The sequence below is a fragment of the Pseudomonas sp. Ag1 genome (genome assembly GCF_000278565.1).
Classification (GTDB): Bacteria; Pseudomonadota; Gammaproteobacteria; order Pseudomonadales; family Pseudomonadaceae; genus Aquipseudomonas.
This window is the reverse complement of sequence record NZ_AKVH01000112.1, coordinates 1-14,272: the sequence shown is the minus strand read 5'-3', so window position 1 is coordinate 14,272 and position 14,272 is coordinate 1. Positions and strand designations below refer to the sequence as shown.

The 14,272-nt window shown below is 62.3% G+C and carries 12 protein-coding genes; 4 read left to right on the top strand and 8 right to left on the bottom strand.

Features of this window, described 5'->3' with window-relative positions; all coding sequences use genetic code 11:
* Positions 1-2: 2 nt before the first annotated feature.
* The 4 genes from A462_RS03175 to cpaB are packed head-to-tail and all read right to left on the bottom strand — an operon-like array spanning position 3 to position 4,637.
* A complete protein-coding gene (locus A462_RS03175; protein WP_008438997.1) occupies positions 3-1,274 on the bottom strand; it encodes a CpaF family protein in 1,272 nt (423 codons plus the stop codon).
* Positions 1,271-2,461 carry a pilus assembly protein CpaE gene (locus A462_RS03180; RefSeq protein ID WP_008438996.1) on the bottom strand — a complete coding sequence of 397 codons (1,191 nt, stop codon included), beginning with the start codon at positions 2,459-2,461 and terminating at the stop codon, positions 1,271-1,273. Before A462_RS03180 ends, A462_RS03175 begins: the two co-directional genes overlap by 4 nt.
* Positions 2,458-3,681 carry a type II and III secretion system protein family protein gene (locus A462_RS03185; RefSeq protein ID WP_008438995.1) on the bottom strand — a complete coding sequence of 408 codons (1,224 nt, stop codon included), beginning with the start codon at positions 3,679-3,681 and terminating at the stop codon, positions 2,458-2,460. Before A462_RS03185 ends, A462_RS03180 begins: the two co-directional genes overlap by 4 nt.
* A 20-nt stretch (positions 3,682-3,701) precedes the next feature.
* On the bottom strand, positions 3,702-4,637 hold the full coding sequence (cpaB, locus tag A462_RS03190; RefSeq protein WP_008438994.1) for a Flp pilus assembly protein CpaB: 936 nt from the start codon (positions 4,635-4,637) through the stop codon (positions 3,702-3,704).
* 315 nt (positions 4,638-4,952) lie between these two features.
* On the opposite strand from cpaB, the gene A462_RS03195 reads away from it, so the two are divergent.
* Entirely contained in the window at positions 4,953-5,144 is a 192-nt protein-coding gene (locus A462_RS03195; protein WP_008438993.1) for a Flp family type IVb pilin, read from the top strand.
* A 65-nt stretch (positions 5,145-5,209) separates the two neighbouring features.
* Positions 5,210-5,617, top strand: a complete 408-nt coding sequence (locus A462_RS03200; RefSeq protein WP_003212897.1) for a response regulator — start codon at positions 5,210-5,212, stop codon at positions 5,615-5,617.
* 115 nt (positions 5,618-5,732) lie between these two features.
* Here the strand turns inward: A462_RS03200 and A462_RS03205 are convergent, their stop codons facing one another.
* From A462_RS03205 to A462_RS03225, 4 genes are all read right to left on the bottom strand, one after another.
* Entirely contained in the window at positions 5,733-7,418 is a 1,686-nt protein-coding gene (locus A462_RS03205) for a ShlB/FhaC/HecB family hemolysin secretion/activation protein (RefSeq protein WP_008438992.1), read from the bottom strand.
* A gap of 175 nt (positions 7,419-7,593) precedes the next feature.
* Positions 7,594-9,294 carry a collagen-like triple helix repeat-containing protein gene (locus A462_RS03210; protein WP_238544272.1) on the bottom strand — a complete coding sequence of 567 codons (1,701 nt, stop codon included), beginning with the start codon at positions 9,292-9,294 and terminating at the stop codon, positions 7,594-7,596.
* Positions 9,295-9,586: 292 nt separating this feature from the next.
* On the bottom strand, positions 9,587-10,435 hold the full coding sequence (locus tag A462_RS03220) for a MaoC family dehydratase (protein ID WP_003218642.1): 849 nt from the start codon (positions 10,433-10,435) through the stop codon (positions 9,587-9,589).
* Positions 10,436-10,437: 2 nt separating this feature from the next.
* Complete coding sequence (locus A462_RS03225; protein ID WP_008438988.1) at positions 10,438-11,790, bottom strand: 3-oxoacyl-ACP reductase; 1,353 nt, start codon at positions 11,788-11,790, stop codon at positions 10,438-10,440.
* A gap of 114 nt (positions 11,791-11,904) precedes the next feature.
* Between A462_RS03225 and A462_RS03230 the strand changes: the two genes are divergently transcribed.
* Both A462_RS03230 and A462_RS03235 read left to right on the top strand, forming a co-directional pair.
* Entirely contained in the window at positions 11,905-13,182 is a 1,278-nt protein-coding gene (locus A462_RS03230; protein ID WP_008438987.1) for an acetyl-CoA C-acetyltransferase, read from the top strand.
* A gap of 151 nt (positions 13,183-13,333) precedes the next feature.
* On the top strand, positions 13,334-14,233 hold the full coding sequence (locus tag A462_RS03235) for a PA4780 family RIO1-like protein kinase (protein ID WP_008438985.1): 900 nt from the start codon (positions 13,334-13,336) through the stop codon (positions 14,231-14,233).
* Positions 14,234-14,272: the final 39 nt, after the last annotated feature.

Here is a 14,272-nt window from a genome sequence, read left to right as displayed (position 1 = left end):
TCCTACACCGGCAGGTGACCTTCGTGACGCAACTTGTCACCGGCCGGGTTGACCGCTTCGCGCAGGAAGCCAAAGCCGGTGCGCTTGTCGTGGCGAAACAGGGTGTTGGTGACGTACACGTCTTCGCGGATGCCCACCACTTCCACCACTTCGCTGACACAGCGGCGGCCATCGGGCAGGCGCGTCAGCTGGATCACCACATCCAGCGCCGCGCAGATCATTTGCCGCAGGGTTTTTTCCGCGACGACCCGGCCGGTCAGGCCCACCAGGGTTTCCAGGCGCAGCAAGGCGTCCTGGGCGTTGTTGGCGTGCACGGTACTCATCGAGCCGTCGTGGCCGGTGTTCATGGCGGTCAACACATCGATGACCTCCACGCCCCGGATCTCGCCGAGGATGATCCGGTCGGGGCGCATCCGCAGGGCGTTGCGGATCAAGTCACTGGCCTTCACTTCCCCATGCCCCTCGGCATTGGGCGGGCGGGTTTCCAGGCGCACAACGTGGGGATGGCCCAGTTGCAACTCGGCCACGTCTTCGATGGTGACCAGGCGCTCGCGGGGGTTGATCAACTGGCTGAGAATGTTCAGCAGTGTGGTTTTACCGGTGCCGGTACCGCCGCTGATCAGGATGTTGCAGCGCTTGCCGACGGCTTCCTTGAAAAAGTCGAAAATGGCCTGGTCGATGGTTTGCATGGCCACCAGGTCGCTGCTTTTAAGCATGTCCTTGCGAAACTTTCGAATCGACAGGCACGGCCCGTCCAGGGCAATCGGCGGAATGATCGCATTGACCCGGCTGCCATCGGGCAGGCGCGCATCGACCATCGGCGACGACTCATCCAGCCGGCGTCCCAGGGGTGCGAGGATGCGCTGCATGACCCGCTCGACATGGTGGTCGTCAATGAAGCGCAAGTCACTTTGTTGCAGCAGGCCATCGCGTTCGACGAATACCCGGTGCGGGCCGTTGACCAGGATCTCGGTGACGGTCGGGTCGCGCAGCAGCACTTCCAGCGGGCCGAAACCGGTCAGCTCATCGACGATCTCTTCGGCCAGGCGCTCCATCTCATAGCGGGAAATCGCCAGGTGCATACGTGTGATGTATTCGGCCACCTTGTCGATCACAAACTGCGCCAGGGACTGGCGTGTGCCTTCCAGCAGATTTTTTCCCGAATCCTCGATGGCATCAATGATGTAGCGATGCAGCACCAGCTTCAGGCCGTCGTGATCGGTGTTGCCGACGTTGCCGCGCGGGGCGACGCCAAACAGCTTCTCGCCGTTCATTTGGTCCTCAGAAGGCGGTTGAGCCAATTGGTGGAGGGTTTTTCCAGGCCCTCGGAGCGTTTTGCCAGGCGCTCACCCAAGCCGCGCAACGTCTGTGTCAGGGCTTCCCGTGGGGCCAGGGAGAACAGGGTCTGGGCCTGGTTCTTGGCACTCAGGCGCACTTCCGGGCTCCAGGGCAGGACGGCGATTACCTCCAGCCCGAAGCTATTGCCCAGTGCCTCCGAGTCCGGGGCGGCCCCCTTTAGGTAGCGGTCTACCAGCAGGCGGGCATGGTCGAGTTTCATGCCTTTTTCCCGCCACAGGTTGAGTACGGCCAGGTTGCGGCGGCAGTCCGGCACGCTTTGGTCGGTGCACCACAGCAGTTTGTCGCAATGGCTGACAAAGGTGCGCAAGGCTTCGCTGTCGGGTTGGCCGGTCAGGTTCACCACGATGTGCTGGAAGTGTTGGCGCAGGGCGCTGAGCAACATGTACAGCTCGGCCGCGCTGGTACGCTCCAGGGGCTCGTCGTTGTTGTGGTAGGCGAGGATGCGCAGACCGGCTTCGGCCGTGGTGAAGGCACTGTTGATCAGGGTTGAGTCCAGGCGCCGCAAGTGACGCAGCGCGTCGCCGAAATGAAAAGAACTCTCCAGCCCCAGCAGTGCGAGGCTGTCAGCGAGTGGCAGGCCCAGGTCGAGCAACAGCGTTTGCTGCCCGCTTTTTTGCACCACCAGCGCCAGGTGGCTGGCGATCAGCGCGCCGTCGGCATTGCCTTGGGTGCCGTAGAGCACGGTCAGTCCGCCCAAATGGGTATTCGGGGTGACCGCCGGCAAGCGTTTGCTCAGGCGCCGAACCAGGCCGGCAACCTCACTGGAGCGCGAGCCGTAGGCCACGAAATCCCGTGCGCCGGCGCGCATCGCGTTCAGTACAAGCTGGTTGTCCATGCCATCGCCCAAGGCCACGATGGCAAGCATCGGCTTGGCTTCCAGGGCACCTTCGATCAGGGCGCACTGGGTGGTGACGTGTTCCCGGTCCAGGCCGATGAACACCAGGTTGGCGAACGTCACGTCTACCAGTGCCAACAGTTCGTCGAGGCTGCCGGCACCGGCGCTGACCACTTGCCCCAGGGGCGCGAGTGCGCCCTGAAGCCATTCCAGATCCGTGGTGTTGCGGGTAATTGCCAAAAAGGTCTGGCTCAGGCTCTCACTCATTCGGACAGTCCACTGCGGCGGTCGAAATTGCCGTTTTCGAGGAAATACAGGCGGTACCAGTTAGGGTCGTAATTGCGCAGCTTTTCCCCTGGCAACGAAGGCAGTTGGGCGTTGGCCGCCAAGGGCTGCACGAGGTGCGGGGTGACGATCATCAGCAGCTCTTTTTCCTGGCGATTGATGCTGGAGTCGCGAAAGAATGCACCGAGGATCGGGATGTCACCCAGGCCCGGGAATTTGCTGACGCTGGAGGTGTTGTTGGTGCTGATCAGGCCGCTGATCACGAAGCTTTCGCCGTCGGCCAGGGAGATGCTGGTGTCGGTGCGCCGGATGGTCAGCGCCGGCACGGAGATGCCCTGGATGTTGACCGCGTTGGTGTAGTCCAGCTCACTGACCTCTGGCGCGACCTTCAGGGAAATCCGCCCATGGTCGATGACGGTCGGGGTCAGGGTCAGGCGAATACCGAACTCTTTGTATTCGATGGAGATGGTGTTGCTGCCGCTGCTGGGCACCGGGATCGGTACTTCACCACCGGCGAGGAAGGTCGCACTTTGGCCACTGAGCGCCACCAGGCTCGGCCGGGCCAGGGTGTAGGCAAAGCCGCTGCTTTCCAGGGCGTTGATCATGGCCGAGACACGGCCGCCGCCAAAGCCGATGTTGAAGGTGTCGTTGTTCACCGGGAGCCCACGGAATCCTGTGGCCGCCGCATTGGCAACATTGTTCGGGGCGCCGAACAGAAAGTTGCCGCCCCGGCCAAAGATCGAGGTACTGGCCTCCTTGAGTTTGGTGCGGCTCACTTCCACAAAGCGGATGTCGGTTTGCACCTGGCTGGGCAGGGTCGGGTCATCGGACGGCGACAGGGCCAGGCTGGTCAGGGCCGACGTGGCCTTGCCCTTGACGAACACCATGCTTTGGCGCGGGCTGCTGGAGCAGGCCGTCCAGACCATCAGGCTGGTGGTGCCCGAGGCGATGCCGGTGAGCAGGAACGCCTGGTTGCCGTTGACCTGCACATCGGCCACTTTCGGATCGCCAATGGCCAGCCGCGTAATCGGCACCGGCGACTGGATAGCCTGTTGAGCGCCTTCACCCACCTCCAGCACTGCCGGCAGCTGGCCCAGGCCCGTGCAGTTGCCGGGTGCTGCCAGTGCAACGCCGACAGGCAGGCTCAGGGTGAGAAGTGCCCAGAAAATTCGCGAAAAAGACCACACGAAACGACTGCTCATTCAAGGCATCCTTAGCTCTTTCAGGGCGTTTGTTGGGTAACCTGATTGCCACGTATTACTTCGACGCCTGAACGCCTTGGCGCACCATTGCCGGCGGGACTCAGGCCGTTGACCGGCGCTGTACTGAAGGCCAGCTGGTTGAACTGGTAGAGCTCGCGCCGGGTGTTTTCCAGGTGGGTCGCGGACTCCGTTTCACCGGCCCAGTATTGGCTCAGCAGTTGTTCGTCGGCACTGCGCACAGCCAGGCGCAGTACGCCGGACTGGGCTGCGAGCATCAGCCGGCTCAGGAGCTCCTCCGGTACGGCGAGGAGTACCGTGCGCGCGCTGGCGCGACTCTGCTGCGCCTTGAGTTTTTCGTCGGGGGTGGTCGGTGGCACGGAGCCGGGCGTGCCGTCGTTGGTCAGCCCCAGTTGATCGCCGACGCCCAGCAGGCGCAAGGCGGGCACCACGATTTGTGCGGACTGCTGCGGGTTGCTGGCTTCCTGGCGCAGGAAGAGCAGGACGTCCACATAGTCCCCCGGGGAGAGTTGCCCGCTGGCGCCGATCACTTCATCCACGGCGACGGCAAGCGCGCGTTCGTTAGGGCGGATCATTCGCGCCACGGTGCCGCCGGAGTTGAAGCTCTCCTCGGTCAGCCAGGTACCGGCCGGCAGCGGCCGCCACGGGATCTTGCCCACGGCCTGGTCGAGGCTGGTGAGGCTGCCGGCGGGAACCGTGCGCAGTTTTTCCAGGGTCAGGTCGGCGGCGGTGAGCGCAACAAACGGTGCAACGTCATGGGCCAGCACCACCACGGGTTGGCGTGTCTGGTCTTCGGCGACGGGTTGCACGACTTCAGGCGTTTGGGGCACGGGCGGTGCGACAGGGGCAGGGCGGCTGAGTACCAGGCCCCAGTAGCCTGCAATCAGTGCACCTACCAACAGCAGCCCGGCGAGGATCAAGCTAATCCGACTGTTCATGAAGGCTCTCCCTTTCCTGCTGCATCCACTGCTGTTCCCACTAATGCTTGCGTATCCGGATCGCTTCAAGCTTCTAACGATTTCGCTATTTGAAGGTAGTTCAGCTAAGACAAAACGCCATTACCGGGCGAAAAATATCTCCAGAAACCTCTGCGAAAGTGGGATTTTTGGCGTCAGCCGGCCGACTAATACTTTGTGATTAATCAGTTCTTACAGTTGTTGGTCTGGGGTTTGTTGACAATGCTCTAGTGGCACACCGAAATCATTTTTGTGATGCCGCGATACCAGCGCCGTGGGCGCAAAGGAGAAGTCATTATGTTCCTTGATCTTATTCGCATGGGTTTCATCAAAGTCCAGATTTTTTTCTATTCCAAAGAGGGCGCATCGGGTATCGAATACGCACTGGTTGCGGCGATGGTCGCTGTGGCGCTGGCTGCTTTTATTACACCTATCCGGACGGCCATAACCGGCGTCTTCAACTCGATACAGGCCGGCATTCATACCTGACCCCGGTACTCGCCTAAAACGTGCAGGTTCCGCTGAATGATCTATTGCGTATCAGGCATTTCCACATGAACTCCTCTTCGGCTCCCCGGCAACAAATCCTTTTGGTGGATGACGAAGAGGACGCCCTTATTGAACTGGCCGAGTCGCTGGAGAATGAAGGCTTTGTCTGTTTTACCGCGACCTCGGTCACCTTTGCCTTGCAGGAGCTGACCCTGCACCCCGATATCGCACTGGTGATTACCGACCTGCGCATGCCCGAGGAAAGTGGTATTTCCTTGATCAAGCGTCTGCGCGAACACACCGCTCGCCAGCACTTGCCGGTGATCGTCATGTCCGGCCACGCCGAGATGGATGATGTCAGTGACATGCTGCGCCTGCAGGTGCTGGACCTGTTCCGCAAGCCGATCTACCTGGTGCGCTTGATCGATACCCTCAACAACCTCTTCCCCATCCCCAAGATCAGATTGATGTAGGAGTGAGCTTGTGTGGGAGCGGGCTTGCTCGCGAAAAACGTCAACGATAACGCGGGCAGTCTGGTTCCCCGCGTTGGCTGGACGTTCTTCGCGAGCAAGCTCGCTCCCACAGGGTTCAGAGTTGGTAGCTGAAACTCAGGGTATACCGCGGCCGCCGATTGAAGCTGTCGAGGGCGATGTCCGACATAGGCTTGGCCGCTTCCAGCGCGATGTTGTAGTACTTGTTATCCCCGAAGCGCAGGCCCACCGCTGCCGATGACATGTTGTTGCCCTTGGCCGGCAGTTCGTTGAACCAGGTCTTGGCCTTGTCGAGCACCACGTACGGCTGCAGGATTTTTACCCACTCACCGCTGCGGTTGAAGCTGTAGTTGACCTCATACGCCACGCCCCAGCCCTTGTCGCCCGAGCCCTGGTCATCCGGGTAGCCACGCCCGAAATTCTGCCCGCCGAACGTCGCGCGTTCGCTGTCGGGCAGGGTGTCGTTGCTCCAGTAGAAGGCACCCGATGCCACGCCTTGCCAGTTGTCGAAGAACTTGTCGCTCTGTACGCCCGAGACGCGCAGGCGGAAGAAGTCGATGTCGGGTTTTATACCCTCGAAGTCACTCCGGGTGCTGGCGCCCAGGCCGTCGATGCCCTGGTACAGGCCGGCGCTGAGAATGCGCAGTTGGCGCGTGTCGGATTTGCGCCAGTCACCTTCGAACGCCAGGGCGCGCAGGTTGGTTTCCAGGTCGAAACGTTGCGGGAAACCCACCAGTTGATAACGGGTGGTCTGGTCCACGGCATAGAGTCGCGTGCCCAGGGTCAATGACTCGGTAGGGGAGGCAATCAGCGGATGGCTGAGGCCGACGGAGTAGCGGTCAACCTCCTGGTGTGGCTTGAGTTCAAAACCGCCGTCCAGCTGCACGTTGCTGCGCGGGTCGGCGCGGTAGCGCTCGGCGTTGACCACCAGTTGAGTGCCCTCGGCATTCACGAACTGGCTGTAGCCCAGGCGGTAGTAGTGCTCCTTGTCCTCGCCGGGCGGGAACAGGCCGCTGACGCTCAGTTGTTCGCCCATGGATGTCTGGGAATTGCTGGTGCCGGTGATCAGGGCTTGCAGGCCGCCACGGCTGTCGTCCGTCATGCTCATGCTGCTGGTGAAGGGTTTGCGCGAGGCCTGGATCTGCATGCGCGTGCCGCCATCGGTGGTGCCCGGCGGCGGTACTTGCGCCTGCAGCGTTACACCTGGAATGCGGCCCATCAAGGTGGTGTAGCGTTCGAAGGTCTTGCGGGTCAGCGGGCGCTCGGCCAGCAGCTTGGCCGCCAGTTTGTCGACGTAGGTCGAGACCGAGCCAATGTCGCCCTGCACGTTGTAATCCTTGATGTAGCCCTCCACCAGCACCACGCGCACCAGGCCGTTTTCGAAGCGCTGGTCGGGCAGGTACGCGTAGGACAACAGATAGCCGTCCTGCTGGTAGCGGCGGGTGATGCCGCGGGTGGCTTCGATCAGTTGTGCCAGGTTGGTTTCATGGCCAATCAGCGGTTCGAAAACCTTGGCCACATCCTGGAGCGGGTAGATCGTCCCACCGTCGATTTGCAGCTTGCGGATGGTCACTTTGGTGTCCATCAACAATGGCTGGCCCTGGGTTGCCGCCGGCTCGGGCAGTTGGGTCTGTGGGGTGACCGGGCGATAGGCATCGGCGGGGAGGTTGGGTACCGGCAGGTTACGAATGGTGTCGTTGCTGTTGAGGTAGCTGGGCAGGGTCTCGGCATGGACGCTGGCAGCAATGAGGGTGAGCAGAAACAAAGGCGTCAAGGCGCGCATAGGACACTCCATGGTCAAAACTGCTGCAGCGTTTTCGCTAGGCCCGCCGGGTTCTGGGACACGGTTCGCAAAGCCATTCATTGGCCAATAAAAAAGACGAGAGACTCGTTGGAATCTCTCGTCTCAACCAAGCGTAGGCGCTGTAGGGGAGGCCGTCTAATGGCCAGGTGCAATTCTATTTTTTGCCGGTCAGCCCACCGAGCAGACCTCCCAGGCCGCCGCCTGTGTTTGCATTTGCATTGGCAGTGCCCGTAGCGGAGGCACCGGCACCCACGTTCAAGCCACCGAGCAGACCGCCACCGTTACTGCTGGTGCCGCCGGTTACCAGGCCACCCACCGAGCCGACGGTATTGCCGACGGCATTCAGGGTACCGCCCACAGCGTTAGTCACCGGATTGGCATTCGCCGCCGTCAGGTTGGTGCCCAGGCTGCTGACTGCGCCGCCGACCTGGGTAACCAGACCATTCACCGGTGCGCCGATACCGGTGCTGGTGCCGATGTTTTGCGTCAGATTGGCAACACCCGAGGTCACTGGGTTGAGTGCGGTGCCGACATTGGTCGCCAGGCCTGCAACGGGAGCCGTGGCTGCAGTGTTGGCCACGCCATTGCCACCGATCAGGGTGCCGAGCGACGCGACGGTGTTACCTACTTGGCCGCCGGTCACACCGGCTGCACTGACAGTGCCGTTGGTGTTGCCGGCATTCAGGCCGTTGCCGACGTTGGCGACAAGACCGCCGACGAGTTCAGGCAGGCCCGATTGAGGGGTCGTGGTGGCCGGGTTGACGTAACCGCTCGACTTATCAAGGGTGGTGCCAACACCCGTCAACACGCCACCGACGAGTGTCCCGACAGGGTTGCCTGCGCCGCCGGCGCTGGCCACCTGGCCGCCAAGGCCGGTGACAGTGGAGCCGACTTTATCCAGTACGCCGCCGACCGGGTTGCCCAGGCCTGTTTTATTGCCCAGGTTGCCGGTGGTGTTTTCCACCAGGGAGACTACCGGTACCAATACGCTTTTACCCACCGTATTGGTCACGCTGCCCAATGGCCCGGTGGTGCTGGCAGTGCTCAAGGTATCGCCGAGCATGGTGACGGCCTGGCCGACCTGATCAACCACGCCACCTGCCGCACCGCCCACGCCACCGGTCAAGCCGCCGACGACGGGAATGCCGCCGAGGGTGGTGCCCAGGGATTTGCCGGTGTTGGAAACGCCGGTGCCCAGGTCGGCAACGCCATCGGCCACACCGGCAACGGTTGTGCCCACGGAGTTGCTATTGGTACCCAGCGTGCCCAGGCCGTTGCTCAAGCCGCCGCCGATACTGTTGACGGCGGTGCCTGTCGCGGTGACCAGCCCGCCGGCAGTGGTGCCGACAATGGGAACCGTGGTCAGGGTTGTGCCCAGGTTACCTACCGTGGTGCCGACATTACCGACGACACCGCCCACAGCGCCTACTACCTGGCCGGTGACCAGGGGAGTGGTCGAGCCGGTGCCGCCGCCAGTACCACCGCCAGTGCCGCCACCGGTACCACCGCCGGTACCTCCACCAGTGCCGCCGCCGGTGCCACCACCGGTACCTCCACCAGTACCGCCGCCGGTGCCACCACCGGTGCCGCCGCCGGTGCCACCACCGGTGCCGCCGCCAGTACCACCGCCGGTGCCACCACCGGTACCTCCATCAGTGCCGCCGCCAGTGCCACCACCGGTACCGCCGCCGGTGCCTCCACCTGTTCCACCGCCAGTACCGCCGCCAGCATCCGGAGAGGAGGCTGCGACGCTACTGTGATGACCACCACCACCGCTGCTGCAGCCTCCGAGGCTTACTGCCAGAATCAGGGCCAGCGCGGTACTTGCTTTCCACAACACGACTTGAGTTTTCATGATTGAGTTCCTTGCACCTAGTACAGCCTTTGTTGTTTTCGAAGTTCGCTGTTTCTAGGGACAGCGATACATTCGTCCGTTATGGCTATAACAGTCCCGGGTGCGCGCTCTCGCAACGCTCAACTTGGTATTAACGATTTATATACACGAAGAGTTAGTTTGCTTAACGACTAATACCAAGGGTGTAGAAGGCAGCGGTGTTTAAGTTGTAAGTTTATTAAAATCAATGAGTTAATAAGAGTAGCGAGCTATCGATAGCTCGCTATAACTTAGGATGTATATATACAATTTATCAGGCGATGGGCCGCCAGCGGCCGACCATGTGTTCAATGTCCCCGGCGCCTTTAAGTTGCAGCTCACCGCTGGAGCCGGGGGCGCTCGTGAACAACGTTACCTCACTGGGCAAACGCACCGGCTTTTTAAACTCGACATCTATCTCGAGATTGGCGGCTGGCAAATGCTCACTCAGTGCCGCCAGTGTGCGGGCCTTGTTCCACAGCCCATGGGCGATGGCCTGGGGAAAGCCGAATAACCTGGCAGTGAGGGCGCTCAAGTGAATCGGGTTGTAGTCGCCGGACACCCGGGCGTAGCGGCGGCCAACATCGGCGGGGGCTTTCCAGCGGGTCAGTTCGGCGACAGCGGCAGGGGGTTGCAGCGGGTTGTCCGTTGCTGCGCCATCGAGTTTCACACCGCGACAGAGCATCCGGCTTTGCGCTTCCCACAGTAGCCCCAGTGAATCTTCGACCGTGGTCACAATATCGAATGTCGCGCCCTTGGCATGGGGCTGCAAATTCTGCGCGTAAACGCCGACCGTCAAATCACTCACACCGCCCAACGGGCGCAGGATGCGGATCCGGTTGCTCAGGTGGATCAATCCCAGCAGCGGGAAAGGAAACGCCTTGTCAGTGAGCAATTGCATCTGCAGGCCGAATGCCAGGATATGCGGATAGGTGGCCGGCAAGACCGGGCTGTCGGCAAACCCGCAGACCTTGCGATAGGCCGCGACTTCCCTGGGGTTCACACTGACTCGGCAGCGCAACCCTTGCTCGGGCAACGTGGTACCGGTGATCTTGCGCTTGAGTGCCGCGCGCCAATATAGCGGCGGCAGGAACGGGGTGCTGCCTAATGTGTGCCACTCCATGCTTACGCTCCCAATAGACTTTGCCCACACACCCGCAACGCTTGCCCGCTCACCGCGCCCGAGCCCGGCTGGCCGAGCCAGGCCACCGCCTCGGCGACGTCCTGGGGCAAGCCGCCCTGGCCCAGCGAACTCATGCGGCGCCCGGCCTCACGCAGGGCGAAGGGAATGTGTGCGGTCATCTGGGTTTCGATAAAGCCTGGGGCCACGGCATTGATGCTGATCCCGCGCTCACCGAGCAACGGCGCCCAGGCCTGGGCCAGGCCAATCAGCCCGGCCTTGCTCGCGGCGTAGTTGGTTTGCCCGCGGTTGCCGGCGATGCCGCTGATGGATGCCAGCAGCACCACGCGACCGTTGTCGTGCAGGGTGCCGCTGTCCAGCAGCGCCTTGGTCAGCAGTTGCGGCGCGTTGAGATTGACCGCCAAGACTGCGTCCCAATATTCCGGCGTCATGTTGGCCAGGGTTTTATCGCGGGTGATGCCGGCGTTGTGCACCACGATGTCGATGCCGTCCGGCAGGTGTTCGATCAGTTGGGTGGCGGCGTCTTCGGCGCAGATATCCAGGGCGATGCTGCGGGCGCCCAGGCGCGCGGCCAGGGCATCGAGGTCGGCCTTGGCTTGTGGCACGTCCAGCAGGATCACCTCGGCACCGTCGCGGGCCAGGGTTTCGGCGATCGAGGCACCGATGCCGCGGACGGCGCCGGTCACCAGGGCCTTGTGCCCGGCGAGTGGGCGCGTCCAGTCCGCGACCTGGGTCGCGCAAGGGTTCAGGCGAATGACCTGGCCGGAGATATAGGCACTTTTCGGCGAGAGGAAGAACCGCAACGCACCCTCCAATTGATCCTCGGCCCCGTCGCCCACGTACAGCAATTGCAGGACGCCGCCGCTGCGCAGCTCTTTGGCCAGCGACCGGCTGAAGCCTTCAAGGGCCCGTTGGGCACTGGCGGCAAACGGGTCGCCGAGGCTTTCCGGGGCGCGGCCAAGGATCACCAGGTGCGCGCTGTGGTCGAGGTTTTTCATCAACGGCTGAAAGAATTCCCGCAACTGCTTGAGTTGATCGGTGTGCTGCAACTCGCTGGCGTCAAATACCACGGCCTTGAGCTTGGGCCCGTGGCCGGGAATCCAGGTGGTTGCCGTCGACGGTTCGGTGCCGTAGCTATAGATAGCGTCGGTCAGCTTGTTGGCGAATGGCAGGATTTTTGTCGCCAGCGGGCCGCCGCCGATCAGCAGTGCACCCTCCACCGGGCGCAGGCGTCCGGCCTGCCAGCGTTCCAGGCGTACCGGTGACGGCAGGCCAATGGCGGCGACCAGGCGATGGCCGAGGCTGGAGTTGGCGAAGTCGATATAACGGTCAGACATGGAACGCTCTCCGAGTGCTGGGGTTCAAACGGTGGACCATCAATAGGTGAAAGTCGTTCGATTGAGCCTAGGCTAGGCTCAGAGATTCACCCCATAACCTCAAGGGAGCTTTCCATGACTCAATTGCGCCGTGTAGCGATCATTGGCGGTAACCGCATCCCCTTCGCCCGCTCCAACGGCCCTTACGCCACGGCGAGCAACCAGGCGATGTTGACCGCCGCCCTCGAAGGCCTGATCGAGCGCTACAACCTGCACGGCCTGCGTATTGGCGAGGTGGCCGCCGGGGCGGTGCTCAAGCATTCCCGCGACTTCAACCTGACCCGCGAGTGCGTGCTGGGCTCGCGCCTGTCGCCGCAAACCCCGGCCTACGATATTCAGCAGGCCTGTGGCACGGGGCTGGAAGCCGCGTTGCTGGTGGCGAACAAGATTGCGCTGGGGCAGATCGAAAGCGGGATTGCCGGCGGCGTCGACACCACGTCCGACGCGCCTATCGGGGTGAATGAGGGCCTGCGCAAAATCCTGCTGCAAGCCAATCGCAGCAAATCCATGGCGGATAAACTTAAAGTCTTGTTACAACTTCGTCCCCATCACCTCAAGCCGGAGCTGCCGCGCAACGGCGAGCCGCGCACCGGGTTGTCCATGGGCCAGCATTGCGAGTTGATGGCGCAGACCTGGCAGATCCCCCGCGCCGAGCAGGATCAGTTGGCGCTGGAAAGCCACCAGAAAATGGCCGCGTCCTACGCCGAAGGCTGGCAAAACGATTTGCTCACGCCCTTTCTTGGCCTGACCCGCGACAACAACCTGCGCCCCGACCTGACCCTGGAAAAACTCGCCAGCCTCAAGCCCGCCTTCGAGCGCAGTGAAAAGGGCACCCTCACCGCCGGTAACTCGACGCCGCTGACCGATGGCGCCTCGTTGGTGCTGCTGGGCAGTGAAGCCTGGGCCAAGGAGCGCGGCTTGCCGATTCTCGCCTACCTGCGCGATGGCGAAGCGGCGGCGGTGGATTTCGTCAACGGCGCCGAAGGCCTGCTGATGGCGCCGGTGTACGCCGTGCCGCGCCTGCTGGCGAGGAATGGCCTGACCCTGCAGGACTTCGATTACTACGAGATTCACGAAGCCTTCGCTGCCCAAGTGTTGTGCACGCTGAAAGCCTGGGAAGATCCGGATTACTGCAAGACCCGCCTGGGGCTGGATGCACCGCTGGGCTCTATCGACCGCAGCCGCTTGAACGTCAAGGGCAGCTCATTGGCCGCCGGCCATCCGTTTGCTGCCACGGGTGGGCGTATCGTCGCCAACCTGGCCAAGCTGCTGGACGCAGCCGGCAAGGGCCGGGGCCTGATCTCGATCTGCGCCGCCGGGGGCCAGGGCGTCACCGCGATTATTGAGCGCTGATCTCGGCTATGATCGGGCCGCCGGTCAATTTGGCATATTGGATGCATTCTTAAGCGGTCAAAGGTCGGTACCCTCTCCCCGCGGCGAGAGGATTGCCGTATAACGAGTGCCATACGCGTGTTTGGTAATAAAGGACCCACAATAAAAGCTGATGAAGACTCCTAAACGCATTGAACCCCTGATCGAGGACGGTCTGGTCGACGAGGTGCTGCGCCCACTCATGAGTGGTAAAGAAGCAGCTGTTTACGTGGTGCGCTGCGGCAACGAGTTACGTTGCGCCAAGGTCTACAAGGAGGCGAATAAACGAAGTTTTCGTCAGGCGTCCGAATACCAGGAAGGCCGCAAGGTCCGCAACAGCCGTCAGGCCCGGGCCATGGCCAAGGGCTCCAAGTTCGGCAAGAAAGAAACCGAAGATGCCTGGCAGAACGCTGAGGTAGCGGCGCTGTTTCGCCTGGCCGGTGCGGGTGTGCGCGTGCCCAAGCCGTACGACTTCCTCGAAGGCGTGCTGCTGATGGAGCTGGTGGCCGATGAATACGGCGACGCGGCGCCACGTTTGAACGACGTGACGCTGGAGCCGGACCAGGCCCGCGAATACCACGCCTTCCTGATTACTCAGATCGTGCTGATGTTGTGTACCGGCCTGGTGCACGGTGACCTTTCCGAGTTCAACGTGCTGCTGACGCCGACGGGCCCGGTGATCATCGACCTGCCTCAGGCGGTGGATGCCGCGGGCAACAACCACGCGTTCAGCATGCTGGAACGGGATGTGGGCAACATGGCTTCCTACTTCGGGCGCTTTGCCCCGGAATTGAAGAAGACCAAGTACGCCAAGGAGATGTGGGCGCTGTATGAAGCCGGCACTCTGCACCCGGCCAGTGTGTTGACCGGCGAGTTCGACGAACCGGAAGAGCTGGCTGACGTGGGCGGTGTTATCCGCGAGATCGAAGCGGCGCGGCTCGATGAAGAGCGTCGCCAGGCGATTCGCGCGGCAGACGATGCGCCACCGAGCAAAGCGTCGGAAGAGCCGCCACCGCCGCCCTGGATGCAGTGATCCAACGGCGAGTGGATATCCAAATGTGGGAGCAGATCG